The 24252-nt window shown below is 65.6% G+C and carries 21 protein-coding genes and 2 pseudogenes; 14 read left to right on the top strand and 9 right to left on the bottom strand.

All coding sequences use genetic code 11. The features are described 5' to 3' along the window. The first annotated feature begins 25 nt into the window (after positions 1 to 25). From MI302_RS04680 to MI302_RS04695, 4 genes are read left to right on the top strand one after another with little or no spacing between them, the layout of a single operon-like run. Positions 26 to 1087, top strand: a complete 1062-nt coding sequence (locus tag MI302_RS04680; RefSeq protein ID WP_239726364.1) for a PQQ-dependent sugar dehydrogenase — start codon at positions 26 to 28, stop codon at positions 1085 to 1087. Positions 1088 to 1096: 9 nt separating this feature from the next. Beyond that, positions 1097 to 2089, top strand: coding sequence for an S-methyl-5-thioribose-1-phosphate isomerase (gene mtnA, locus MI302_RS04685; RefSeq protein ID WP_239726365.1), 993 nt, complete (start codon positions 1097 to 1099; stop codon positions 2087 to 2089). Continuing rightward, positions 2070 to 2684: a ComF family protein gene (locus tag MI302_RS04690; RefSeq protein WP_126206270.1), complete on the top strand. Its 615-nt coding sequence runs from the start codon at positions 2070 to 2072 to the stop codon at positions 2682 to 2684. The genes mtnA and MI302_RS04690 overlap by 20 nt, the downstream gene beginning before the upstream one ends. Positions 2685 to 2740: 56 nt before the next feature. Beyond that, positions 2741 to 3139 (top strand): DUF4258 domain-containing protein, encoded by a 399-nt coding sequence (locus tag MI302_RS04695; RefSeq protein WP_015716696.1) that lies wholly within the window; start codon positions 2741 to 2743, stop codon positions 3137 to 3139. Here the strand turns inward: MI302_RS04695 and MI302_RS04700 are convergent. Next, complete coding sequence (locus MI302_RS04700; RefSeq protein WP_019551417.1) at positions 3136 to 3504, bottom strand: zinc uptake transcriptional regulator; 369 nt, start codon at positions 3502 to 3504, stop codon at positions 3136 to 3138. The genes MI302_RS04695 and MI302_RS04700 overlap by 4 nt on opposite strands. Before the next feature lie 57 nt (positions 3505 to 3561). Between MI302_RS04700 and MI302_RS04705 the strand changes: the two genes are divergently transcribed. The 4 genes from MI302_RS04705 to MI302_RS04720 all read left to right on the top strand — a co-directional run bounded on the left by MI302_RS04705 (position 3562) and on the right by MI302_RS04720 (position 9745). Then, on the top strand, positions 3562 to 4578 hold the full coding sequence (locus MI302_RS04705; RefSeq protein WP_239726366.1) for a YibE/F family protein: 1017 nt from the start codon (positions 3562 to 3564) through the stop codon (positions 4576 to 4578). 33 nt (positions 4579 to 4611) lie between these two features. Next, positions 4612 to 5736, top strand: coding sequence for an exonuclease SbcCD subunit D (locus MI302_RS12175; protein WP_304653896.1), 1125 nt, complete (start codon positions 4612 to 4614; stop codon positions 5734 to 5736). Next, positions 5711 to 8641, top strand: coding sequence for an AAA family ATPase (locus MI302_RS04715; RefSeq protein WP_239726367.1), 2931 nt, complete (start codon positions 5711 to 5713; stop codon positions 8639 to 8641). The genes MI302_RS12175 and MI302_RS04715 overlap by 26 nt, the downstream gene beginning before the upstream one ends. Before the next feature lie 114 nt (positions 8642 to 8755). After that, positions 8756 to 9745: a pectinacetylesterase family protein gene (locus MI302_RS04720; RefSeq protein ID WP_239726368.1), complete on the top strand. Its 990-nt coding sequence runs from the start codon at positions 8756 to 8758 to the stop codon at positions 9743 to 9745. On the opposite strand, the gene MI302_RS04725 is transcribed toward MI302_RS04720, so the two are convergent. Beyond that, complete coding sequence (locus MI302_RS04725; protein ID WP_126186929.1) at positions 9699 to 10475, bottom strand: hypothetical protein; 777 nt, start codon at positions 10473 to 10475, stop codon at positions 9699 to 9701. The genes MI302_RS04720 and MI302_RS04725 overlap by 47 nt on opposite strands. Before the next feature lie 63 nt (positions 10476 to 10538). Then, the gene (gene recG, locus MI302_RS04730; RefSeq protein WP_019550020.1) at positions 10539 to 12866 is read right to left on the bottom strand and encodes an ATP-dependent DNA helicase RecG; all 2328 of its coding nucleotides are present in this window, start codon (positions 12864 to 12866) and stop codon (positions 10539 to 10541) included. Positions 12867 to 12881: 15 nt separating this feature from the next. Here recG and MI302_RS04735 point away from each other — a divergent pair, with 15 nt between their 5' ends. The 3 genes and pseudogenes from MI302_RS04735 to MI302_RS04745 all read left to right on the top strand — a co-directional run. After that, on the top strand, positions 12882 to 14096 hold the full coding sequence (locus MI302_RS04735) for a pitrilysin family protein (RefSeq protein WP_126207069.1): 1215 nt from the start codon (positions 12882 to 12884) through the stop codon (positions 14094 to 14096). Then, positions 14086 to 15306, top strand: coding sequence for a pitrilysin family protein (locus tag MI302_RS04740; RefSeq protein ID WP_015716708.1), 1221 nt, complete (start codon positions 14086 to 14088; stop codon positions 15304 to 15306). The genes MI302_RS04735 and MI302_RS04740 overlap by 11 nt, the downstream gene beginning before the upstream one ends. Further along, positions 15296 to 15463 (top strand): annotated as a pseudogene (locus MI302_RS04745) (EamA family transporter); the annotation flags it as partial. The gene MI302_RS04740 and the pseudogene MI302_RS04745, both read left to right, overlap by 11 nt. 15 nt (positions 15464 to 15478) lie before the next feature. Here MI302_RS04745 and MI302_RS04750 read toward each other — a convergent pair. Next, positions 15479 to 15994: a DDE transposase family protein gene (locus MI302_RS04750; protein WP_239725297.1), complete on the bottom strand. Its 516-nt coding sequence runs from the start codon at positions 15992 to 15994 to the stop codon at positions 15479 to 15481. 20 nt (positions 15995 to 16014) lie between these two features. Then, on the bottom strand, positions 16015 to 16569 hold the full coding sequence (locus tag MI302_RS12110; protein WP_014629763.1) for a transposase family protein: 555 nt from the start codon (positions 16567 to 16569) through the stop codon (positions 16015 to 16017). Positions 16570 to 16610: 41 nt separating this feature from the next. On the opposite strand from MI302_RS12110, the pseudogene MI302_RS04760 reads away from it, so the two are divergent. The 3 genes and pseudogenes from MI302_RS04760 to malQ form a co-directional block, all read left to right on the top strand. Next, positions 16611 to 17309, top strand: a pseudogene (locus tag MI302_RS04760) (DMT family transporter); the annotation flags it as partial. 16 nt (positions 17310 to 17325) lie between these two features. Continuing rightward, entirely contained in the window at positions 17326 to 18198 is an 873-nt protein-coding gene (locus tag MI302_RS04765; protein ID WP_015716710.1) for a 3-hydroxybutyryl-CoA dehydrogenase, read from the top strand. 91 nt (positions 18199 to 18289) lie between these two features. Further along, a complete protein-coding gene (gene malQ, locus MI302_RS04770; RefSeq protein ID WP_126188013.1) occupies positions 18290 to 19792 on the top strand; it encodes a 4-alpha-glucanotransferase in 1503 nt (500 codons plus the stop codon). Positions 19793 to 19837: 45 nt separating this feature from the next. Here malQ and sucD read toward each other — a convergent pair whose 3' ends face one another. The 4 genes from sucD to radA form a co-directional block, all read right to left on the bottom strand. Next, the gene (gene sucD, locus MI302_RS04775; protein WP_126207066.1) at positions 19838 to 20704 is read right to left on the bottom strand and encodes a succinate--CoA ligase subunit alpha; all 867 of its coding nucleotides are present in this window, start codon (positions 20702 to 20704) and stop codon (positions 19838 to 19840) included. Beyond that, positions 20701 to 21837, bottom strand: a complete 1137-nt coding sequence (gene sucC / locus MI302_RS04780; RefSeq protein ID WP_239726369.1) for an ADP-forming succinate--CoA ligase subunit beta — start codon at positions 21835 to 21837, stop codon at positions 20701 to 20703. Before sucC ends, sucD begins: the two co-directional genes overlap by 4 nt. A gap of 62 nt (positions 21838 to 21899) precedes the next feature. Then, positions 21900 to 22913, bottom strand: coding sequence for a PIN/TRAM domain-containing protein (locus MI302_RS04785; RefSeq protein ID WP_239726370.1), 1014 nt, complete (start codon positions 22911 to 22913; stop codon positions 21900 to 21902). Further along, complete coding sequence (gene radA, locus MI302_RS04790) at positions 22910 to 24187, bottom strand: DNA repair protein RadA (RefSeq protein WP_239726371.1); 1278 nt, start codon at positions 24185 to 24187, stop codon at positions 22910 to 22912. The genes MI302_RS04785 and radA overlap by 4 nt, the downstream gene beginning before the upstream one ends. Positions 24188 to 24252 lie beyond the last annotated feature (65 nt).

Genomic DNA, 24252 nt, shown 5'->3' on the forward strand with positions numbered 1-24252 from the left:
TAGACTTCCCCCAAAGGGGGTGGGCATGGTTTCCCGCAGGCGGGTGCTCCTGGGTTTTTTGGGGCTTTCCCTGGTTCGGGCGCAGGGGATTCGGGTGGAGGAGGTGGTGGGGGGCCTCGAGGTGCCCTGGGCCTTGGCCTTTCTGCCCGGCGGGGGTTTTCTCGTGTCGGAGAGGCCGGGGCAGATCCGCCTTTACCGCCAGGGGAGGCTCTTGCCTTACGCCAGGCTGGAGGTTTACGCCCGAGGGGAGTCGGGGCTTCTTGGCCTCGCCCTCCATCCCCAGTTTCCCCGGGTGCCCTACCTCTACGCCTACCGCACCGTGGAGGAGGGGGGCCTGAGGAACCAGGTGGTGCGCCTGAGGCACCAAGGGAATAGGGGCGTGCTGGACCGGGTGGTCCTGGACGGCATTCCCGCCCGCTTTCACGGCCTGCACTCCGGGGGACGGCTCGCCTTCGGTCCCGATGGGATGCTGTACGTGACCACAGGGGAGGTGTACGAGCGGGAGCTGGCCCAGGACCTGTCCTCCTTGGGGGGTAAGGTTCTCAGGATCACCCCGGAAGGCAAGCCGGCACCGGGGAACCCCTTCCTGAACCGTCCCGGAGCCAGGCCCGAGATCTATAGCTATGGCCACCGCAACCCCCAGGGCCTGGCCTGGCACCCGAGGACCGGGGAGCTTTTTGCCAGCGAGCACGGGCCCAGCGGGGAACGGGGCTTCGGCTATGACGAGGTAAACCTCATCGTTCCCGGGGGCAACTACGGCTGGCCCCGGGTGGTGGGACGGGGGGACGACCCCCGCTACCGCGACCCTCTTCACTTCTGGCCCGAGGGTTTCCCTCCCGGAAACCTGGCCTTCTGGAGGGGGGACCTGTACGTGGCGGGCCTCAGGGGGCAGGCCCTCTTGCGGCTGGTACTGGACGGGAACAAGGGCCACTGGCGGGTGGCGCGGGTGGAAACGGCCCTTTCGGGTTTTGGCCGCCTGAGGGAGGTGCAGGTGGGTCCCGATGAAGCCCTTTACGTCACCACCTCCAACCGCGATGGCCGGGGCCAGGTGCGCCCCAACGACGACAAGGTGTTAAGGCTGCGTTAGGCTTTAGGGGTGGAAAGGATCCTGCCCTTTCGCTTTGATGAGAAGGAAAGGGTCTTCTGGCTTCTGGACCAGAGGAAGCTTCCCCTCGAGGAGATCTGGGTTCCCGTGCGCACTGCCAAGGAGATGGCGGAAGCCATCCGGGCCATGGTGGTGCGGGGTGCCCCGGCCATCGGGGTTTCCGCCGCCTATGGCATGGTGCTGGCCCACCTGAGCGGGGAGGACCTGGAGGGGGCGGACCGCCTTCTAAGGCAGAGCCGGCCCACGGCGGTGAACCTCTTCTACGCCCTGGATCGCATGCGCCCGCACTGGGGGAACCTGGCGGGAAGCCTTAAGGAAGCCCAGGCCATCTGGCGGGAGGTGGAGGAAACGGAAAGGGCCATAAGCCTGCATGGGGCCAAGGTGCTAAGGGGCCAGGTCCTCACCCACTGCAACACCGGCCCCCTGGCCACGGGGGGGTACGGAACTGCTTTGGGGGCTATTGTGGAGGCTCACCGCCAGGGGCGGGTTTCCCATGTCTGGGTGGATGAAACCCGGCCCTACCTGCAAGGGGCCAGGCTCACCGCCTATGAGCTAAAGAAGGCTGGGGTTCCCGCCACCTTGATCGCGGACAACATGGCCGGCTTCCTCATGGCCCAGGGCCGGGTGGATGCGGTCATCGTGGGAGTGGACCGCATGGCCCTGAACGGGGACTTTGCCAACAAGATCGGCACCTATACCCTGGCGGTTCTCGCCCACCACCACGGGATTCCCTTCTATGCCGCCCTGCCCCTTTCCTCCGTGGACCCAGGCCTGGAAAGCGGGGAGGGCATCCCCATAGAGGAGCGTACGCCCGAGGAGGTCTTGGAGCTAAGGGGGGTGCGCCTTGCCCCCTTGGGGGTAGCTGCCTACCATCCTGCCTTTGACATTACCCCTCATCGCTACCTTACGGGCATCATCACGGAGAAGGGGATCCTCTACCCACCCTTTGACGAGGCCTTACGCCGTGCTCTGGGGATGGCTTGAAGGGCTTCTAGGGCACACCTGCCCGGGATGCGGGGGCAGGCTGGACGCCCCCCTTCTCTGCCAAAGTTGCCGCCAGGGTCTACGCGCCTTCTACGGGCAGGGCCTGGTTTACCTAGGTCTTTACGGCCGCATGGGAGGGGTGGTGCGGGCCTTGAAGTACCGGAGGCGGTTCGCCCTGGCCTCCCTTCTCGCAAAGCCCCTGGCGGAGGGCATCCAGGCCCGGGGCTGGGAGCTGGATGGGATTACGGCGGTGCCCACCCTGCTTCCCCGGTTGGTCCTGAGGGGGTACAACCCCCCGGAGGTCTTGGCCCAGGAGGTGGCGAGGCTCATGGGGATACCCTACCGGAGGGTGCTGAGGCGGATCCGTTACACCCCAAGCCAGCCCACCCGGGGCCGGGCCCGGCGCCGCCTGCCCGAGGATCTTTTTGTTCCCGTGCTGCGGGTGGAGGGAAGCTGGCTTCTCGTGGACGACGTCCTCACCAGCGGGACCACCTTCTTAAGGGCCAAGGAAGCCCTCCTTAAGGCAGGGGCAAGCCGGGTCTACGGGGCCTTTTTAGCGGTGCGGGACCCTGGGGCCCTGGGTCCTTACCGCTAAAGCCCACACTTTTCCCTATGCCTGGCCCTAGACTGAGGCAAAGGGGGTGGGTTTGCGTGAGGAAGTTTCGCAGGTTAACGGACCTTCTCCCCCACCTCCGGGAAGGCCGCTACCGTCTGGGGCCCCATGTGGCCAAGCACATGCTTCAGGAGGGCTTCACCGAGCTGGATGTGCTCAGGGCCTTGGAATGGGGCAGGGAGCTGGCCATCTACCCCGAGGACCAAAGGATGCTGGTCTTGGGCTACATGATCTTTCCTCCCCGGTTGAAGCTTCCCCTGCATGTGGTGCTGGAGTACGCCACCCCGCGGCACGTGGACATCGTGACCGCCTTCATCCCCAAGGAACCCTACCGGGTGTACTCCCGGGCCCGGCTGGCGGCCATCCTGCGCTTTGACGGGGCCTTGGAGGAGGTGCGTTGGAGTAGGCCCAAGGAGGCCTACCCCGCGTGGGACTAGGTGCACTCCGGGCAGCGGCCGTAGACCATGACCTCGTGCCCCTCGGCCAGGAAGCCCGGGGGCAGGGGGCCCTCCAAAGCCAGGTCGCAGCCCAAAAGCTCATACACCCTTCCGCAAAGGCGGCAGAGAAAGTGGTGGTGGTGCCCCTTTCCTGCGGGTTCGTAGCGGGAGGGTTCACCGGGAAGGGCCACCGGGGTGAGGAATCCCTCCTCCACCAGCCCCTTCAGGGTGCGGTACACGGTGGCGAGGCCCAAGGAGGGCACCTTCTTCCGGGCGAGCTCCAGGACCTCCTGGGGGGAAAGGGGACGGCCCGCCTCCAAAAAGGCCTCCCGGATGGCCCGCCGTTGCCGGGTGGAGCGCTCCATGGCCTTAGGATAGCAAGTTGAGAAGAAGTTTTCATCGTGGCCGGGTAGAGTGGGGGTATGCGCCCTTGGATACTTTTGGGGCTCCTTCTTTTTCCCGCCTTAGCCCAGGGGGATGGAAGGTATCTGGTGGGAAGGATCCTGGCCCTCGAGGCCCAACGGGATGTGGCCCTGGTGGAGGTGGAGGGCGGGAGGCTGGAAGCCCTTCTACCCGTGGACGGGGGCGGGTACCGGGTGGGCCAGCGGGTGGTCCTCTACCAGGAGGGCGGTAAAACCTACGTGACCGAGCCGGATCGCATGCCCTGGCTTCTTGGGCTCTTGGGCCTATTTGCCTTTCTGGCAGCACTTTTGGGCCGGGGGAAGGGGGTTAGGGGGCTTCTAGGTACCTTCCTGAGCCTTTTGGTGGTGGTCTACTTCGTGGTTCCCAGGGTGGCGGCGGGTGGAAATCCCCTTCTCTACGCCTTTTTGGGAAGCGTGGGGGTGCTTCTTCTCACCGTCTACCTGGTCCACGGGGTGAACCGCAAGACCACCGCCGCCCTTTTGGGCACCCTGGCCTCGGTGGCCTTCGTGTTGTTCCTGGCCCTCTTCTTCACCCGAAGCATGGGGTTTACAGGCCTGGCCTCGGAGGAAGCCCTGCTCCTCAGGCAATGGGGAGGTGTGGACCTCCTTTCCCTCTTCCTGGCAGGGGTGGTGGTGGGTACGCTGGGGGCCTTGACCGACGTGAGCGTGACCCAGGCGGCGGTGGTCCAGGCCCTGGCCCACGCCAACCCCCGCTTTGGTCTTGGAGAGCTCTACCGTAGGGGCATGGAGGTGGGCTACGACCACATCGGCAGCCTGGTGAACACCCTGGTCTTGGCCTACGCCGCAGGTTCCTTGCCTCTTTTCCTGCTGCTTACCAAGGACCCCACCCCCTTGCGCTTCCTCCTGAACACCGAGCCCTTTGCCGCGGAGATCGCCTCCATGGTGCTGGGTTCCTTGGGGCTTCTTCTGGCGGTGCCCCTCACCACCCTGATGGCGGCCTGGCTCTTCCAAGGGGGGAAGGGCGGGCCTCCCGAGGACCATGGCCATACCCATTAAGGCGGAAGACCGGTGGCTGGCATAATGGAAGCCGTGCGCCTATTGCACACCGCGGACTGGCATCTGGGCAAGGTATTAAAGGGTGTGGACCGCACTTTCGAGATCGGGGAGGCGTTGAAAACCCTTCTGGAGATGGTGGCCAAGGAGGGGGTGGACCTGGTGGTGGTTTCCGGGGATCTCTTTGACCGCCCCCAGGTTTCCGCCGAGGCCGAGGCCATGGCGGTGGAGTTTTTCCTGCGCCTTAGGGAGCTTGGGGTGCCCGCCTTGGTCATCGCCGGCAACCACGATCCCAAGGAGCGCCTCGAGGCCCTTGCCCCCCTCTTCGCCCTGGCGGGGGCGGCGGTGCGGGGAAGGCCCCTTTTCCGGGAGGAAGGAGGGGTGGTGGAGGTGGGAGGGCTCAGGGTGGCCCTTCTCCCCTTTGTATCCGAGCGCATCCTGGTGAAAAAGGTCCTGCAGGAGGCCGAGGAGCGCCACCGCACCTATGCGGAGGCCATGCGGCGGATCCTTGCCAACCTGGAAAGCCCCCTTATGCTGGGGCACTTTGCCCTGGAGGGGGTTCGCCCGGGGGCGGGGGAGTTCGTCTTCCACCTCACGGGAAGCTACGCTGTTCCCCCTTCCACCCTGCCCCTGGGAGCCCGTTACGTGGCCTTGGGCCACATCCACCGCCAGCAGCAGGTGTCCGAGGCCCCCGTGGCCTGGTATGCGGGAAGCCTCATCCAGCTGGACTTCGGCGAAGGGGAGGAGGCGGAGCGGGGGGCTTTGCTGGTGGAGGTGCCCGAGAGGGGGCCCGTCCGGGTCCACCCCATAAGGGAGCGCTGGGGGAAGCCCCTTAAAACCCTCCGCCTGAAGCCCGAGGAGCTGGACGGCCGGCTTCCCGAGCTGGAGCGCTTTCCCGGGTACCTCAGGGTGGTGGTGGAGGGCCGGCTTTCCCCGGCGGTGAAGGAGAGGCTTTTCCAAGTGCTTCCCCGTCTCCTGGCGGTGGAAACCGCAGGAGGGCCTGAGGAGGGGGGGAATGGGACCTTGGCCCCGGAGCTGGGTTTGGTGGAGGCCTACGACCGCTATCTGAAGGAACGGGGGCGGGAGGAGGAAGGGCTTCTGGAGCGGTTTAACCAGGTGCTCAAGGAGGTGGAGCTTGAGGCCCTTGCGCCTGGAGCTTGAGGGGTTTGGCCCTTACCGGGAGCGGCAGGGGGTGGACTTCTCCGATGTGGAGCTTTTCGCCATCACCGGGCCCACGGGGAGCGGGAAGAGCACCCTCCTGGACGCCATGGCCTTTGCCCTCTATGGGGTGGTGCCCCGGGTAGGGCGGAACGTGGGGAGCCTGGTCCACCCGGGTGCCAGCGAGGCCCGGGTCCGCCTCACCTTCCAGGTGGGGGGAAGGGTCTTCAGGGTGGAGCGGGTGCGGGGGAAGCGGAGCGAAGGGCGGCTCTTCGAGCTGGGTCCGGTGGGGGAGCGGCTTTTACCCTTGGAGACCCTGGACGCCTTGAACCGGGCCTTGGAGGAGCTTTTGGGCCTCACCTACGAGGCCTTTACCTGGGCCCTCCTCCTTCCCCAGGGGGAGTTCGACCGCTTCCTTAAGGGAGAGGCCAAGGAGAGGCGCAGGATTCTCCTGGATCTCTTTGAGCTTACCCGGCTGGAAAGGGTCAGGGAAAAGGCGGCTTCCCGCAAGGCGGCCCTGATGGAGGAGAAGGGCCGGCTGGAGGGGGAACTTGCGGGGCTTCTTGGGGTGAGCCTCGAGGCCAAGGAGAACTTGGAAAGGGCCCTGGCGGACCTAACCCGGGAGATCGCCCGCCTTCAGAACGAGAAAAGGCGCCTGGAGGAGGCGGTTTTGGAGCTCAAAGGCCTTCAGGCGCTTCTCCTTCGCAAAGGGGAGCTGGAAGGCCGCCTGGGCCGCCTCAGGGCCGAGGCTTCCCGCATGGCGGAGGTGGAGGAAAGGCTCAAGAAGGCATTGGAGGCGGAGGCCGCCCTGCCTTTGTGGCAGGACTTGAGAAGGAAGGAGGAGGCCCTGGCGGCCACAGCGCAGGAGCTCCAAAGGGTGCGCGCCCGGCTTGCCCAGCTGGAAGGGGACCGCCGGGCCCTGGCCTTTGACCCCGAGGCCCTAAAGGAGGCGCAAAGGGCTCTTCTGCAGGCGGAGGGGCTAAGGGCCCTCGAGGCCCTTTGGCGGCGGGTGGGAGTGAAGGAGCACCTGGCTCCCAGGCTGGGCCTGGCTCCCGAGGCCTACGCGGGGGCCTTGGAATCCCTCCTCCAGGAGGAAGCCCTTTTGGCGGACAGGGAGCGGGAGTTATCCCGCCTGGTGGAAGAGCAAGGGCGGCTAAGGGAGAAGGAAGAAGCCCTGAACCGGGTTAGGGAGGCCCTTAAGGCCTTGGTGGAGGAGGGAGGGCAGACCCGAGCCCAGGTGGAGGCTCTGGAGAAGGCTCTTAGGGGTGCGGAAGCCCACCGGCTTCGGCAGGAGCTGGAGGAGCTAAGGAGGAGGCGGGAGTTTTTGGAGGAGGAAAAAAAGCGCCTCGAGGCGGAGCTTGCCCAGCTGGCCAAGGAGGAAAGGCGCCTGGGGCTTCTCGCCTACCGCGATCTTTTGCAACCGGGGGAGCCCTGCCCCTTGTGCGGCGGTGTGGTTCACCACCTGCCCCCTCTAGTGGAGGGGCCCGGGGCTTCTGACCTCAGGAAAAGGCGGGAGGTGGGGGAGAAGGCCTTACGGGAGCTCCTGACCCGGCTTGGGGCCGTGGCGGAGGAGGAAAGGGCCAAGCGGGAGGCCCTGGAAACCCTGGGCGTGGAGCCCATCCCCGGGGACCCCAAGGAGCTGGAGGGGAAGCTGCAGGAAGCGCAGGTGAGGCTTCAGGAGCTAAGGGAAAAGTACCGGGAAAAACAGGGGGAGGCCCGGGCCCTCGAGGAGGAGGTGAAGCGGCTATCCCAGGAGAAGGAGCGTTTGCGCCAGGGGTTTTCTCGCCTGGAGGAGGCGGAAGTCGCCTGGGAAAAGACCCGGGAAGCCTTGGCCTCCCTGCGCTGGGAGAAGGAGGCCCTGGCGGCCGGGCTTTACCGCCTGCTTTGGGAGAGGACGGGGGGCAGGCCGGTGCCGGAGTACATCGGGGCCCTTTCCCGGAGGGTGGAGGAGCTGGAGAAAAAGGAAAAACAGGACCGCGATCTCGCCCGGGCCTGGGAGGAAGCCTCCCGGACCCTGGCGGGGCTTTTGGCCCAGGAGGAGGAGCAGCGAAAGGCCCTCGAGGAGGTCAAGGGCCGGGTGGTGGGCCTGATGCCCGAGGAGGAGGCCAAGGCCCTTTACCTTCCCCCCAAGGAGCGGGAGGCCCTGGCGGAGAGGATCCGGGCCCACCGGGAGGAGCTTGCCCAGGTGGAAGCCCTCCTGGAGGAGGTGGAGCGGGAGGCCAGGGCTCGCTTCCCCGGTTCCCTTCCCCCTTTGGCGGAGGTGGAGGCCCGCTTGCGGCGGGAAGAGGAAAGGCTTTCTGAGATACAGGGGAGCCTCGAGACCAGGATGGGAGAAAGGGCCGTTTTGGAGGAGCGGCTTAAGGAGGTGGGGGAAAAACTCCACCGCCGCCGGGAGCTGGAAGCTCGCCTGGCAGAGGTGGTGCGGGAGATGGGCCTCTGGGAGAAGCTGGCCTTTGACCTCCAGCAGAACAACTTCCCCGCCTACCTCCTGGGCCTCAGGCAGAGGAACCTGGTGGAGCGGGCGGATGAGCTCATGGCTACCCTTTCTGCCGGGCGTTACCGCCTGCGCTCCAAGGAGGATGAGTACCAGGTCCTGGACCTCTGGACCGAGGCGGTGCGCCCGGTGAGGACCCTTTCCGGGGGGGAAAGCTTCCTGGCAAGCCTCTCCTTAGCCCTGGCCCTCTCCGAGGAGCTTTCTCGGGGGCGGCTTGGGGCTTTGTTTTTGGACGAGGGCTTCGGTACCCTGGACCCGGAAACCTTGGAGGTGGTGGCGGGGGTGCTGGAGGCGCTTCCCACCCGGGGGCGGCTGGTGGGCATCGTCACCCACGTGGCCGCCCTTGCGGAGCGGTTTCCCGCAAGGCTCGTGGTGGAGAAGCGCCCCGCGGGGAGCCGGGTGTACTGGGCGTGACCTCTGCTTGGGTTTCGGGTGTGGAGCGCAGAGGGTTTAGCCAAGGGGTGTTTTGTGGCTTTTCTTGACCTATATTTAAGTTCTTCCTTAAAATGGGGCTCGGAGGTAAAAAGGATGAAGCGGCTTATCTCCCTGGTGTTCCTGTTGGCCCTGGCTCTGGCCCAGGGCCTCGAGGCCGTTTGGAAGGCAGTGGAGGTTCCAGGTGGCGTATGCTCTGACGGTTCCCCCTACCGGTTCTACGTGAGCCCGGGGGATCCCAAAAAGGTGGTCATCGACTTCCAGGGGGGTGGGGCCTGCTGGAATGCCGCCACCTGCGGCCCGCAAAGCCAGACCTACCGCAAGCGGGTGGATGTGCAGGAGCTTCTTCTGGCCCAGGGCATCTACAACCGCCTGAGCGTGGCCAACCCCTTCTACGGCTGGACCCATGTCTTCGTGCCCTACTGCACGGGGGATCTCCACGTGGGCCGGGCCACGGTGGACTATGGGGGCTTCAAGGTCCACCACCAGGGAGCCAGGAACGCCCTGGCGGCCTTGGAGTACGTTTTCCGCAACCACACCAACCCGGAAAAGGTCTTCGTGACCGGCTGCTCCGCCGGGGCTTACGGGGCGGTATTCTGGGCGGATAAGGTGCTTTCCACCTACAAAAACGCAAAGGTGGCGGTCTGCGGGGATGCTGGGGTGGGGGTGCGCACCCGGGACTTCCCGGGGTTTGGCGTGTGGAACCCGCGCCTGCCGGAGGTTCCTGGCCTCTCCCAGAACCCGGAGGTGGCGGAGATCTACCTGGCCCTGGCCAAGGCCTTCCCCCAGGCGCGCATCGCCCAGTACACCACCCTTTTGGACGGCACCCAGATCTTCTTCTACGGCCTCATGAAGGGGGAGCGGACTCCTTCGGAGGCCACGGCGCGGGAATGGGCGGAAGGCGCCATGAGGGCAGTCCTGGCCCCGGCCCAGGCGGAAAACTACACCTTCTACCTGGCCCCCGGTAGCCAGCACTGCATCCTGCCAAGGCCGGAGCTTTACACCTTGAAGGTGGGAGAGGTTTCCTTCCTGGAGTGGCTTAGGGCCCTGGCGGAGGGGAAGGCGGCGCCTCGGGTGCGCCCTTAAGCCCGAAGGCAGCAAACCAGGCCTTGAGTTCCGGGTAAAGCTCCAGTAGAAGCCGGTGCCCTTTCTTCCGGTCCAGGGGGGCGGCCTCGAGGAAGGCCAGGAGGAGGCCGTCCCCCTTCCTCTCCAGGATTTCCCGGGACTTCAGCGTGAACTGGGCCTGGAACCAGAGGGCGCTTTTCAGGTCCCCCCGCCTCCTCTCGTAGGCGGAAAGGCTTCGCCTTTCCGGTTCCAGGCGGCTTAGGTAGCGGCTAAAGGCCAGGAGGGATTCCGCTAGGTCCGGCCTGGCCTTGGCCAAGCCCAAGAGGAAGAGGTAGTTGGCGAAGAACTCGTCCAGCCACCTTGCCCCTGTCCTCAGGCGCCAGGCCACCTGCAGGGCGTGGGCGTACTCGTGGCCCAGGTTTAGGTCCAAGAAGGCAGGGATTTCCATGGGAGGAGGCCCTAGGGGAAGCAGGACCTCCCGGAAACGGTGGAGGAGCCTTTCGGGGTAGGTGAGGGGAGCAAAGAGGGAAAGCCTTCCCCCCTCGCTTCGCTGGAAGGCCAGGCCGTAGGGGTAGGGCACCAGGGCCCGCCAGTCCCCCTCGGAGAGCACGTAAAGGGTCACGGAGGGTACCGGGGCGTAGGCGGTGTAGGCCTCCCGCAGCTCAAGAAGGTAGCTTCGGAGGCCTTCGGCCCGCAGAACCCCTCCTTCAGAGGCGAAGGCGGGGATATGGGGATGGGGCAGGGCCCTCATCCCGGTGCTTCCCACCTCCCCTGGGTCGTTTCCAAAAGTCCGTTTCCTTCCTCAGGCATCCTTCTAGATAACCTCCCGGAAGCCGATGCGCTCCGCCTGGGCCCGGAGTTCCTCCTTAAGAGCCTGGTGCTGGGGCAGGGAAAGGTCGGGGTCCATCTCCAGGATGCGCTTGGCCAGGGCCCGGGCTTGCTCGATGACCTCGGTGTCCTGGGAGAGGTCCCCGAGCTTCAGCTCTGGGTAGCCGGACTGCCGGGTGCCCCTGAGTTCCCCAGGACCCCTTAGCTTCAGGTCCATCTCGGCGATGTAGAAGCCGTCTCCCGATTCCTCCAGGACCTTAAGGCGCTTTAGGGTCTTCTGGCTGGCTTCCCCGGCGATGAGGATGGCGTAGCTTTCGAGCCCCCCTCGCCCCACCCGGCCCCTAAGCTGGTGGAGCTGGGCCAGACCGAAGCGCTCGGCGTTTTCCACGATGATGAGGCTGGCCCTGGGGATATCCACCCCCACCTCCACCACGGTGGTGGACACCAGGAGGTCGAATTCCCCCTTTCGGAAAGCCTCCATGACGCTATCCTTTTCCCGTGCGGGCATCCTGCCGTGGAGAAGGGCCATGCGCACCTCGGGGAGCAGGCCCTTTAGCTCCTCGTAGAGGGCGGTGGCCGCCTTTAGGTCCAGCTCCTCGGATTCCTCGATGGCCGGGGCTACCACGAAGACCTGGTGCCCCTTTCTCACCTCCTCCCGGGCGAAGGCGTAGGCCTGGAGGCGGAGGCGGTGGGGAAGGACCTTGGTCTTCACGGGCTTGCGGCCCGGGGGCATCTCGTCCAGGATGCTGACCTCGAGGTCCCCGTAAAGGGTCAGGGCCAGGGAGCGGGGGATGGGGGTGGCGGACATCACCAGCACATCGGGGGGAACCTTGGCCAGCTTCAGGAGGGCCCGCCGCTGCAACACGCCGAAGCGGTGCTCCTCGTCCACCACCGCAAGGCCCAGGTCCTTGAACCCTACCCCCTCCTGGATCAGGGCGTGGGTGCCCACCGCCACCTGGGCCTCCCCGGAAAGAAGCCTCTCGATAACCCCCTCCCGCTCCTTGGGGGTCATGGAGCCCAGAAGGAGCTCCACCCGCACCCCCAGGGGGAAGAGGTAGCGGCTGAGGTTCTGATAGTGCTGCTTGGCCAGGATCTCCGTGGGGGCCATAAGGGCTCCCTGGGCCCCGTTCAGGGCGGCGAGGTAGAGGGCGTAGGCGGCCACCACGGTTTTACCCGAGCCCACGTCCCCCTGGAGGAGGCGGGCCATCTGCCTGGGGCTTTGCATGTCCTGGGCGATCTCCGCCATAACCCTTTCCTGGGCCCGGGTCAGGGGGAAGGGAAGGGTTTTCTTGAAGGTTTCCGTCCAGGTTTCCTCCACCTTAAAGCTTCGGCCCAGGACCAGCCCCCCGGCGTCCAAGAGGGCTTTTAGCTCCAAGAGCACGTACTCGTCAAACTTAAGGCGGAGGAGGGCCTTCTTGAGGGCCTCCTCGTCCTCGGGGAAGTGGATCTGGCGAAGGGCCTCGGAGTAGGGAAGAAGGCGGTGCTCCTCCCGGTAAGGCTCCAGGGGGTCGGGGAGGGGGAGGGCCGTTTCCAGGGCCCGGTGGGCGGTGCGGCGCAAAAAGGCCTGTCCGATGCCCTCCTTGGCAGGGTAGATGGGCACGATCCGGCCCGTGGAGAGGGACTCGGTGCCCTCGTTCTCAAAGTGCTCCACGTAAAGCTGCACCCCGTTTCGCCTCTGTACCCTTCCCGTGACGATGAGGGTCTCCCCCTCTTGGATCTGGGAAAGGACCCAGGTCTGGTTGAACCAGACCAGGGTGATGCGGAATCCCCAGGCGTCCTGGGCCCGCACCTGCACCAGCTGCATCCCCTTCTTGGGGGTCTTCACCAGCTCCTTGCTCAGGACCTTTACGGAGAGGGTGGCCTTCTGGCCGTCCTCCAGGAAGCGTACCCCGGGGAGGGTCCTGCGGTCCTCGTAGCGGCGGGGATAGTAGTGGAGGAGGTCCCGCACCGTGTGGAGGGAAAGTTCCGCAAGCTTTTTCCGGCTTTGCGGGGGAACCAGGAGGTGGGCGGGGTCCTGGGGGGTAAGGCGGCGGGATGGGGAAGGGAGGGAGGCCGCCTGTGCCCTGGGGGGAGGGGCCGTCAGGCCGTCTTTAAGGAAGCGGATGGCCTCCAAGAGGATCTCCTTTCGTTCCTCCGGGGTTTTTCCCCCATACCCCTGGAAGAGGCTCTGGAGCCTGGGGAAGGGTTTGGCCAGGTTCTGGATGAGGTTTTCCAAGCCCCCCACCACCACCTGGTCCCTGGCTCCGTCCTTTAGCTCCCGCAATAGGGGCCTGAGGAGCCGTTCCCGAAGTTCCCCTTCCCTCACGCCCTTCATGATACCCTTAGGCCTGTGAGCCGCGTGGAGCGACTACCCAATGGGCTTGTTCTGGCCCTCGAGGAGCGGGACTACCCCGGGGTGGCCTTCCAGCTACTGGTGCCCGCCGGGGCGGTGAACGAGCCTGAGGGGCTTCTGGGGGCCAGTACCCTCATTGAGGGCTGGTTATGGAAGGGGGCTGGGGAGCTGGATGCCCGGGGCCTGGCCCAGGCCCTGGACTCCCTGGGGGTCAGGCGGCAAAGCGGGGCGGGGCTGGAGTACACCCTTTTTGCCGCCGCCTTTTTGCCGGAGGTGCTGGAGGAGGTTTTCCGGCTCTATGCCCTTCTTCTCCTGAATCCCCGGCTTCCCGAGGAGGGCTTTGAAGCGGTGAGAAGCGTGGCCCTGCAGGCCCTTCTTTCCCAGGAGGACCAGCCCGCCAGGAAGCTTTTCTCCGAGCTCCGGAAAAGGGTCTTCCTCTCCCCCCACGGCCGGGACCCCTTGGGGGAGGAGGAAAGCTTGAAGCGGGCTACCCCTGAGGCGGTGCGGGAGGACTATCGGCGCCGCTACACCCCTAAGGGGGCCATCCTGGCGGTGGCGGGAGGCATTTCCTGGGAGAGGCTTCTTGGAGCGGTGGAGCCCCTTTTGGCCTGGGAGGGGGAGGAGGCCTTTTACCCAACCCCCCTTCTTTCGGAGCCCCATTCCTTTACCCTCAAGCGACCCACGGCCCAGGTGCAGATCGGCCTGGCCTATCCCGATGTGGGCCCCGAGGACCCCCGGTTTTACGCGGCCAGGCTGGCCTTGGAGGTGCTTTCGGGAGGTATGAGCAGCCGCCTTTTCACCGAGGTGCGGGAGAAAAGGGGCCTGGTCTATGCGGTGAGCGCCTTCCCCGCCGGGGTCAGGGGGCAGGGCCTCCTCATGGCCTACGGGGGCACCACCAAGGAGAGGGCCAGGGAAACCCTAAGGGTCATGCTGGCCGAGATGGAGCGCCTGGCGGAGGGCGTCACGGAGGAGGAGCTTTCCCGGGCCAAGGTGGGGCTGAAGACCGCCTTGGTGATGGCGGATGAATCCATCCGTAGCCGGGCAGGTTCCATGGCCCGGGACCTCTACATGCTGGGGCGGATCCGGCCCCTTTCCGAGATCGAGGGGGCCATAGAGGCCACGGGCCTAAGGGCGGTGAACGCCTTCTTGCGGGAGCATCCTTACCGCAACCCCTGGGTGGGGCTTTTGGGAGAGGTGGACGATGTTTCGTGAGGCTGAGCTGAAAAACGGCCTAAGGGTCATCGCCGAGGTGCTTCCGGAAGCCCGAAGCGTGGCCCTGGGCTACTTCGTCAAGACCGGGGCCCGGGACGAGGCGAAGGAGGAGAGCGGGGTAAGCCATTTCCTGGAGCACATGGTCTTCAAGGGCCCTGAGGGAATGGACGCCCTTTCGGTGAACCTGGCCTTTGACCGCCTGGGGGCCCAGTACAACGCCTTCACCTCCGAGGAGGCCACGGTCTTCTACGGGGCCGTGTTGCCGGAGTTCGCCTTTCCTCTTCTGGAACTCTTTTCCAGGCTCATGCGCCCCGCTTTGCGCCAGGAGGATTTTGACACCGAGAAGAAGGTGATCCTCGAGGAGATCGCCCGCTACCAGGACCGGCCGGGCTTCATGGCTTACGACTGGGCCCGTGCCCGCTTTTTCCAGGGGCACCCCTTGGGGAATAGCGTCTTGGGCACCGTGGAGAGCATCACCGCCCTGACGCGGGAGGCCATGGCCGCCTACCACAAAAGGCGCTACCTGCCCAAGAACATGGTGCTGGCCGCCACGGGAAAGGTGGACTTTGAGGCCCTGGTGGCCGAGGCGGAAAGGCTTACGGAGGATTGGCCCTTGGGCGAGGCGGGAAGGGCCTACCCGCCCTTAAGCCCCGCCCAGGGGGTGGAGGAGCGCCCCTATGAGAAGGCCCGTACCCTCTACCTGGTGGGCCTTTTCCCCGGGGTAAGCTACCAGGAGGAGGAACGCTTTGCCGCCCAGGTCCTGGCCCATCTGTTGGGAGAGGAGGGTTCGGGAAGGCTCCACTTCGCCCTGGTGGACAGAGGCCTTGCCGAGGTGGCCTCCTTCGGCCACGAGGAGGCGGACCGGGCAGGCTTCTTCCACGCTTACGTGCAGGCGGACCCGACGAACAAGGAGGCGGTGCTGGCCGTCCTTCAAGAGGAGCTTGGCCGGATCGCCCGCGAGGGCGTGCGGGAGGAGGAGGTGGAGAGGGCCAAGACGCCCCTGGCCACGGCCTTGGTGTTTGCGGGGGAAACCCCCATGGGGAGGCTGTTCCACCTGGGGATGGAATACCTTTACACGGGGCGCTACCTTTCCCTTTCCGCGGTCAAGGAGCGGGTGAGCCAGGTGGGGGCTAAGGAGGTGAGCGCCCTTTTGGAGAGGGGTTTTTTGCACCAGGGCCTCTACTATTTGGTGGGTCCTTATGGAACCTAAGGCCCTGGCAGCCGCCTTCCTCACCATCCTCTTCTGGGCCAGCGCCTTTGCGGGCATCCGCGCGGGGTTAGAGGGCCTGAGTCCAGGCCACCTGGTCCTCCTGCGCTTTTTGGTGGCCAGCGCCCTTCTCCTCCTCTATGCCCGTTTTCAGGGCCTCCGTCAGACTTGACCGCTATACCGCATAGAGCCCCAGGAAGCGCAGGGCGGAGAGGGGGTTGAAGGAGAAGGCCTCCAAGGCCGCCTTCTTCTCCCTGACCCCTTGGCGGTGAAGCATGGAGACCAGAAAGGCCCGGAGGGCCGCCAAGACCTGTGCCCCCACCCCCCGCACCTGGCAGGCATCCTCGTGGAGGAGAACGTCCCGTACCCAAAAGGACCGGTTCTCTACCTCCCACCGGTAAAGGAGAAGCTCCCCAAGCCGCCTCGCCTCCGCCTCCTCGGCTCCCAAGCTGGTGAGGGCGTAGCTCACCGTCCGCCGCACCTCCCCCGTCCCCTTGTGCCTCACCTCCCGCTCCATCCGCACCACCTGCCGGCACCCGGGAAAGGCCCGCACCTCTTCCGGCAGGTAGGGGGAAGCCCAAACCCGGTAGGTCCACACCTCCCCATCCCGCACCAGATTCCACACCGCCTCGGTCTCGCCAGGAAGCCGCCTCTCCTCCATGCCCTTGAACACCTCCAAGGCCCACTCCAAAAGTTCCCCCTGGTTAGCCTTCAGGACAAAGAGGTACGCCCCCCTTTTTGCACCACCTTCCCCGCTAACTCCGGGTACAGGTACCCCGCGTCCCCCACCACCACCTTCCCCTTGAGCCCCTCCGCCCCCAGGCGGTCCAGGAGCTCCAAAAGGGCTTGGTCCTCCCTCCCCTCCGCCCGGGCCTGGGCCAGGGTGGTATGGAGGTGCAGGGCCAGGACCTCCACCAGCTTCACCTGGGCGCTTTTCCCCTTGCCGCTTCCCCGCAGGTGCTTCCCGTCTACCACCAGGACTTCCCCAAGGTCGGCTTCGGGGAAGACCTGGAGGAGGGCCGCTTGGAGCTTTTCAGGATCCAGGCGGTGAAGGAGAAGGGTGATGGCGGTGTGGCCTGGGGCCTTGCGCAGGCCCAGGTGGGGCAAGAGGTGGGGGTTGGCGCGGGCGAAGCGTTCCACGCCCCTCAGGGAGTCCACGCGGGAAAGAAAAGCCACCAGGATGAGGGCCAGGAGGCCCCAAAGGGGGTACTGCCGGTTGCGGGCCCGGGGGTCGGGGATCTGGGACAGGGCTTCGCGCAGGGTCATGCCCCCTCTTTACTCCAGGAGCCGCATATAGGTCAAGTCTGGGCCTCCGTCCACCCAGGAGGGAGGACCTTCCCCGGCTTTTCCTCCTGGGGTTTTTGGGCATCACCGTGTACCACACCGCCTTGGTTTACGGGGAGCTAACGGTGAGCGCCGGGGCGGCTAGCCTCCTCATCGCCACTGGGCCGGTGTTTACCGCACTTCTCTCCTATTTCCTCCTGGGGGAGCGGCTTAAGCCCATGGGGCTTCTGGGATTTGCCCTGGCCTTCATGGGTTCCTTGTTCATCGCCTTTGGCGAGGGGGGTGGGGTGTCTTTGAGCCCGGGGGCTTTTTTGATCCTGCTTTCCGCCCTTTCCACCTCCTTGTACTTCGTCTGGCAGAAGCCCCTTTTTGCCCGTTACGGTAGCCGGGAGATGACGGTCTACACCATGGTGTTAGGTACGCTGCCCCTTTTCGTCTTCTTTCCCGGCCTGGGGGAGGCCCTTCTCGCCGCGCCTCGCCCGGCCCTTCTCAGCACCCTCTATTTGGGGATTTTCCCTGGCGCCTTGGCCTACCTCACCTGGACCTATGCCCTTTCCCGTACCCCGGCCTCCCGTTTGTCCAGCTTTTTGTACCTTTCCCCAGTCCTGGCCATCCTCGTCGCCTACCTTTGGCTGGGCGAGGTGCCTTCCCCCTTATCCCTGGTGGGCGGGACCCTGGCCCTGGCGGGCGTCCTTTTGGTGAACCTTAAGGGCGTAAAATAGCCCCCGAGGTGCCGTTATGGAGGTAAGGAAAATCGGCGTGGTGGGCGCAGGGCAGATGGGAAGCGGGATTGCCCAGGTGGCGGCCCAGGCGGGTTTTGAGGTGGTGCTGGTGGACGTGGCCGAAAGCTTCCTGGAAAGGGGCCTGAAGGCCATCCAGCGTTCCCTAGGCAGGTTCGTGGAGAAGGGGCGGATTGCCCCGCAGGACCTCGAGGCCACCTTAGGGCGGATCCGCACCACCGTGGTCCTGGGGGACCTGGCGGAGGCGGACCTGATCGTGGAGGCCATCGTGGAGGACGAGGGGGAAAAACGCCGCCTCTTTGAGCGCCTGGGAAGCCTGGTGAAGCCCGAGGCGATTCTCGCCAGCAACACCTCTTCCATCCCCATCACCGCCTTGGCCCGCTACTCGGGTAGGCCGGAGCGCTTCATCGGCATGCACTTCTTTAACCCCGTGCCCCTCATGCAGCTGGTGGAGGTGATCCGGGGGGAGCTTACCTCCGAGGAAACCCGGGATGTGGTGGTGGAGGTGGCGAGGCGGATGGGGAAGACCCCCCTCGAGGTGCAGGACTACCCCGGCTTCGTCTCCAACCGCCTCCTCATGCCCATGATCAACGAGGCCATCGAGGCCCTGAGGGAAGGGGTGGCCACCAAGGAGGCCATCGACGGGGTCATGCGCCTGGGGATGAACCACCCTATGGGTCCCTTGGAGCTGGCTGACCTTATCGGCTTGGATACCTGTTTGGCCATCATGGAGGTGTTGCACCGGGGCTTTGGCGACGACAAGTACCGGCCTTCTCCTCTTCTCCGCCGCATGGTGCAGGCGGGGCTTCTGGGCCGCAAGACCGGCCGAGGGTTTTACACCTACGACGAGAAGGGGAACAAGGTGGGCTAGGCTTTGGCTTGCCCGATTCCCTGGTGGACCCAAACCGCTTAGGCTCTGTCAGCCTCTGGAAGGGTTTCCAAACCTGGGGTAAACTGGGACCATGGAGCTTCCGCGCGCCTATGGCCTGCTTCTGCACCCCACCAGCCTTCCCGGACCCTATGGGGTTGGCGTTCTTGGGGAGGAGGCTTTTGCCTTCCTCCGATTCCTGGGGGAGTCTGGGGCCCGCTACTGGCAGGTTTTGCCCTTAGGGCCCACAGGATACGGAGACTCCCCCTACCAGTCCTTCAGCGCCTTTGCCGGGAACCCCTACCTCATCGACCTCCGCCCTCTGGCGGAGGCGGGGTACCTCCGCCTCGAGGACCCCGGTTTTCCCGAGGGCCGGGTGGATTACGGCTGGCTCTACGCCTGGAAGTGGCCGGCGCTTAGGGAAGCCTTCCGGGGTTTCCAGGAGCGGGCTAGCCGGGAGGAAAAGGAGGCCTTTCAGGCCTTTTGGGACCGGGAAAGGAGCTGGTTGGATGACTACGCCCTCTTCATGGCCTTGAAGGCCCACCACGGAGGCCTTCCCTGGAACCGCTGGCCCATGCCCCTCCGCCTGAGGGAGGAAAGGGCTTTAAGGGAAGCATCTTTGGCCCTCTCCCAAGAGGTGGCCTTCCACGCCTGGACCCAGTGGTTTTTCTTCCGGCAGTGGCAGGCCTTGAGGGAGGCGGCGGAGGCCTTGGGCCTCTCCTTGATCGGCGACATGCCCATCTTCGTGGCCGAGGACTCCGCGGAGGTCTGGGCCCACCCCGAGTGGTTCCACCTGGATGAGGAGGGAAGGCCCACGGTGGTGGCGGGGGTGCCGCCGGATTACTTTTCGGAAACGGGCCAGCGCTGGGGGAATCCCCTGTACCGCTGGGAGGTGCTGGAAAGGGAGGGGTTCTCCTTCTGGATAGAGCGCCTGAGGAAGGCCTTGGAGCTTTTCCACCTGGTGCGCATCGACCACTTCCGGGGCTTTGAAGCCTACTGGGAGATCCCTGCCTCCTGCCCCACGGCAGTGGAGGGACGCTGGGTGAAGGCCCCGGGGGAGAAGCTCTTTCAGAAGATTCAGGAAACCTTTGGCCGGGTGCCCATCCTGGCGGAGGACCTGGGGGTGATCACCCCCGAGGTGGAGGCCCTGAGGGACCGGTTTGGCCTTCCGGGGATGAAGGTCCTGCAGTTCGCCTTTGACGGGGGGATGGAAAACCCCTTCCTGCCCCACAACTACCCCTCCCACGGCCGGGTGGTGGTCTACACCGGCACCCACGACAACGACACCACCTTGGGCTGGTACCGCACCGCCAGCCCGCACGAAAGGGCTTTTATGGAGCGTTACCTGGCGGAGTGGGGCCTCGGTTTTCACAGGGAGGAGGAGGTGCCTTGGGCCCTCATGCACCTGGGGATGAAGTCGGTGGCCAGGCTGGCCGTCTACCCCGTGCAGGATGTGTTGGCGTTGGGAAGCGAGGCCCGGATGAACTACCCTGGGCGCCCCTCGGGCAACTGGGCTTGGCGGCTTAGGCCCGGCCAGCTCCTGCCCGAGCACGGGGAACGGCTTCGCTGGATGGCCGAGGCCACGGGCAGGGTGTAAAAACACCCCACCCTGGCTCGGCCAGGGTGGGAGGCTTAAGGGCTTTTAGCCCAAGGCCTTCTTCACCAGGTCCACGATTTCGTCGATGGTGTCGGCCACGGGGATACCTGCCTCGGCGAAGGCCTTCAGCTTGGACTCCGGGGTGCCCACGTTCCCCATGATGATGGCTCCGGCGTGGCCCATGCGCTTGCCCTTCGGGGCGCTACGGCCGCCGATGAAGCCCACCACGGGCTTTTTCATGTTCTCCTTGATCCAGGCTGCGGCCTCCTCCTCGTCGGATCCCCCGATCTCCCCGATGAGGACCACGGCCTCGGTCTCGGGGTCCTGGTTGAAGAGGGGGAGGAGGTCCTTAAAGGTGGTGCCGATCACCGGGTCGCCTCCAATGCCCACCGTGGTGGTGGTGCCCAGGCCCGCCTGGGAAAGGGCGGCGGCGGCCTCGTAGGTGAGGGTGCCGGAGCGGCTTATGAGCCCCACCTTCCCCCGCTTGAACACGTGGCCGGGCATGATGCCGATCTTGCTCTCCTCGGCGCTGATGATGCCCGGGCAGTTGCCCCCGATGAGGCGGCTTCCCAGGGCCTTGATCTCCTCCACCGCCTTCACCATGTCCAGGATGGGGATGCCCTCGGTGATGAGGACGATGAGGGGGATGCCGGCGTGGGCCGCCTCGAGGGCCGCATCCGCTGCGGCAGGCGCCGGCACGAAGATGATGGAAGCGTCAATAGCATGGTGGGCCACGGCTTCCTTTACCGTGTCGTACACGGGAAGACCCAGGACCTCGCTACCCCCTTTGCCCGGGGTCACGCCGGCCACCACCTTGGTGCCGTATTCCAGCATCTGCCGGGTGTGGAACTGCCCCTCCCGGCCGGTGATGCCCTGGACCAGGACGCGGGTTTCACGGTTGATCAGGATCACGCCGCACCTCCCACCATGGCCACGATGGCCTTGGCCGCCTCGATGGACGTGGGGTACATGTAGATGGGTTTGCCTTCCAGAAGCTTTTTGGCCTCCTCCTCGGCGGTTCCCGCCACCCGCATGACCACGGGCTTGGTGAGAAGCCCCTCCTCCAGGGCCCGGATGACGCCCTTGGCCACCTCGTCCGCGCGGGTGATGCCGCCGAAGATGTTGATGAACACCCCCTTCACGTCGGGGTCCTTAAGGACCAACTTGAGGGCGTTATAGACCACCTCCGCCTTGGCCCCGCCCCCGATGTCCAGGAAGTTGGCGGGCTTACCCCCCACCCGGTTCACCAGGTCCAGGGTGTACATGACCAGGCCGGCCCCGTTGCCGATGATGCCGATGTTCCCCTGAAGCTTCACGTAGGCGAAGCCGTAGTTGCTGGCCTCCACCTCCAGGGGGTGTTCGGCTTCGATCTCGCGAAGCTCGGCCAGATCGGGATGGCGGAAGAGGGCGTTGTCGTCCAGGACAATCTTGGCGTCGGCGGCCACGATCTGGCCCTCGGTGGTGACCACCAGGGGGTTGATCTCGGCGATGAAGGCATCCACCCCCTCGTAGGCCCGGTAGAGGGCCACCAGGACCTGGGCCAGCTTGTTGAGGTTGCCCTCGAGGCCCGCTTGTTTCACCATCTCCCGGGCCTCAAAAGCCCGAAAGCCCTTGTGGGGGTCGATCCAGAACTTGTGGATGGCCTCCGGGCGCTCCGCCGCCACCTCCTCGATGTCCACCCCCCCTTCCTTGGAGAGCATGAGGACCACCCGTTTTTGGGAGCGGTCCAGGATGAGGCCGGCGTAGTACTCCTTGGCGATGTCCACCGCCTCGGCCACCAGGACCTTCTTCACCGTAAGGCCCTTGATGTTCATCCCCAGGATGGCCTGGGCCTTCTCGTAGGCTTCCTGGGGGGTGTCCGCCAGCTTCACGCCCCCGGCCTTACCTCTCCCGCCCACGTGCACCTGGGCCTTGATCACCACCCGCTTGCCCAGCTCCTCCGCGATCCTTTTGGCCTCGTCGGGGGTGTAGGCCACCTTGCCGGGCGGCACCGGTACCCCATAACGGGCCAGGATCTCCTTGGCTTGATACTCGTGCAGGTTCAAGCTTTCCACCTCCTTGGCCGGCCAAGGCCGTTAGGCATTATAAGCTACCGGGCTTTCGGCCATTAGCTTTGCGCTTCGGCGGCAGGCTGGGCGAAGAAGAGGCGGCCCACCTGGGTCTGGATGGCCTGGGTGATGACCACCTCCACCTCCTGGCCCCGGTAGCGGATCCCCCCATCCACCACCACCATGGAGCCATCCTCCAGGTAGCCCACCCCCTGGTGGGGCTCCTTACCCTCCTTCAGGATGAGGAGCTTCAGGGTGTCCCCCACCTTGAGCTGGGGACGGAGGGCCTGGGCCAGGGCCTGGACGGAAAGGGCTTTCACCCCGTAGATCCTGGCCATCTGTAAGAGGGCCAGGTCGTTGGTTACCAGGGCGGCTGTTAGGTCCCGGGCCAGGAAGAGGAGCTTCTCGTCCACGCTTTCCCCCTTGAGGGCTTCCTCCAGGACCTCGAGGACCACAAGCTCCTTAAGCCTCTCCAGGGTTTCCAGCCCCCGCCTGCCCTTGGCCCGCTTGAGGGGGTCGGGGCTGTCGGCGAAGTGCTGGAGCTCCTTGAGGACAAAGTGGGGCACGTAAAGAGGGCCTTCCAGGAACCCCGTGGCCGCCACCTCCGCTACCCTGCCGTCCACCAGGACGCTGGTGTCCAGCACCTTGCCCCCTTGGGGGCGGCGGGGGGTTTGGGGAAGGCGCAGGTAGTCCTTGTAGCCCAGGGCCAGGTAGGAGAAAAGCCCCACCAGAAAGAGGGCCAGGAGGAGGCTGTGGTAGGGGGAGAAGCCCGGCACCTGGGAGAGGAGGGTGGTGAGCAAGACGGTGAGGAGGAGGCCAAGGGTGGCCCCTAGGGTCAGGGCCACGGGCACTTCCGGGGGGAGCTCCCTTAGGCGGCGGAGCCGGTTTTGCAAGAAGGCCTCGAGGCGGGGGGCCAAAAGGACCCCGGTGAGGAAACCGGCCAGGGTCAGGTAAAGCCGGTTCAAGGAGAGAAGGCCCGCCGAGCGGGGGAGAAGCCCGAGTCCCTCCAAGCCCACCGCCAGCTGGTAGCCTAAAAAGGCAAAAAGCAGGTAGAAAAGAAGTGGGGAACTCATCCCAGGTATTGCTCCACGGCTTCCTTGAGGGCCTTGGTGTTCCCGGGGTGGAGGATGCGGAAAAACCCCGCCCGCTCCCCTTCCCTAAGCCGCCTTTCCAATCCTATGACGCTCCTCACCTCGCCTAGAAGCCCCACCTCCCCCACCACCGCCAGGTCCGGGGGCAGGGCCTTGCCCACCACCGCAGAATACACCGCCAAGGCCACCGCCAGATCCAGGCCCGGGTCCTGCACCTTAAGCCCTCCTGCCAGGTTCACGTAGATGTCCAGGTTCCCTAGGGGAAGGCCCAGCCGCCTTTCCAGGACCGCCAGGACCATGTCCACCCGCCTGGCATCCAGGCCCTGGACCACCCGCCTGGGGGCGGGGAAGGGGGTTTTGGCGGCCAGGGCCTGGACCTCGAGGGCCAGGGCTCTTTCTCCCGCCAGGGCCAGGGCGATGGCGCTTCCCGGAACCCCGAGGGGCCTTTCCAGAAGGAAGGCCTCCGAGGGATTCTGCACCTCCACCAGGCCCTCCTCCTCCATGCGGAAGACCCCGAGCTCCCCCACGGGGCCGAAGCGGTTCTTGGCGCTGCGCAAGACCCGGTAGACCCCGGCGCTTTCCAGGTAGAGGGTGGCGTCCACCGCATGCTCTATGCTCTTGGGCCCGGCCACCACCCCCTCCTTGGTCACGTGGCCCACCAAAAGGGTGGTGATGCCCTCCTCCTTGGCCAGGCGCACGAAGGCGTGGGTGGCCTCCCGCACCGCCACCAGGCTACCTGGGCTTCCCCCGGCCTCAATGGTCTGGATGGAATCCACGAAGAGCACCTCTGGCGGCTCCCTTTCCAGGAGGGTCAAAAGGGGCTCCAGGCGGGTTTCCTTTAGGAGAAGGAGCTCTTTTACCCCAAGCCTCCTCGCCCTCAGCTTGATCTGGGCCGGGGATTCCTCTCCGGCCAGGTAGTAGACCTTCCTGGTGAGGTGCTTGGCCAGCTCCAGAAGGAGGGTGCTCTTGCCCACCCCGGGTTCTCCCCCCAGGAGGACCACCTCCCCCGGCACGAACCCCCCGCCCAAGACCCGGTCCACCTCGGAAAGACCAGAGGAGAAGCGCTTCTCCTCGGCCTCGTTCACCTGGGAGAGGGAAATCGGCGAGGGGGCTTCCAGGTGGGCTTGGCGGGATGGGGCACGGGGGGAGGGGGCTACCTCCTGGAAGCTCTCCCAGGCACCGCAGGCCGGGCACCGTCCCAGGGGCTTGGGGGTGCGGTAACCGCATTCCACGCAGGTATAGGAGGTCTTGGCCATGGGTTCAGGCCTCGAGGGGCCCGAGAAAAAACGGCCCCCTCGAGGGGAGGAGGCAGGGCCTTGGG

The organism is Thermus sp. NEB1569 (assembly GCF_022385295.1).
Taxonomy (GTDB): Bacteria; Deinococcota; Deinococci; order Deinococcales; family Thermaceae; genus Thermus; species Thermus scotoductus.

Coding starts and splice junctions, on each gene's coding strand:
- MI302_RS04680 (WP_239726364.1), top strand. CDS start 26: ATGGTTTCCCGCAGGCGGGTGCTCCTGGGTTTTTTGGGGCTTTCCCTG.
- MI302_RS04700 (WP_019551417.1), bottom strand. CDS start 3,504: ATGGAGCGCTCCACCCGGCAACGGCGGGCCATCCGGGAGGCCTTTTTG.
- MI302_RS04705 (WP_239726366.1), top strand. CDS start 3,562: ATGCGCCCTTGGATACTTTTGGGGCTCCTTCTTTTTCCCGCCTTAGCC.
- MI302_RS04720 (WP_239726368.1), top strand. CDS start 8,756: ATGAAGCGGCTTATCTCCCTGGTGTTCCTGTTGGCCCTGGCTCTGGCC.
- MI302_RS04725 (WP_126186929.1), bottom strand. CDS start 10,475: ATGAGGGCCCTGCCCCATCCCCATATCCCCGCCTTCGCCTCTGAAGGA.
- recG (WP_019550020.1), bottom strand. CDS start 12,866: ATGAAGGGCGTGAGGGAAGGGGAACTTCGGGAACGGCTCCTCAGGCCC.
- MI302_RS04740 (WP_015716708.1), top strand. CDS start 14,086: ATGTTTCGTGAGGCTGAGCTGAAAAACGGCCTAAGGGTCATCGCCGAG.
- MI302_RS12110 (WP_014629763.1), bottom strand. CDS start 16,569: ATGACCCTGCGCGAAGCCCTGTCCCAGATCCCCGACCCCCGGGCCCGC.
- MI302_RS04765 (WP_015716710.1), top strand. CDS start 17,326: ATGGAGGTAAGGAAAATCGGCGTGGTGGGCGCAGGGCAGATGGGAAGC.
- malQ (WP_126188013.1), top strand. CDS start 18,290: ATGGAGCTTCCGCGCGCCTATGGCCTGCTTCTGCACCCCACCAGCCTT.
- MI302_RS04785 (WP_239726370.1), bottom strand. CDS start 22,913: ATGAGTTCCCCACTTCTTTTCTACCTGCTTTTTGCCTTTTTAGGCTAC.
- radA (WP_239726371.1), bottom strand. CDS start 24,187: ATGGCCAAGACCTCCTATACCTGCGTGGAATGCGGTTACCGCACCCCC.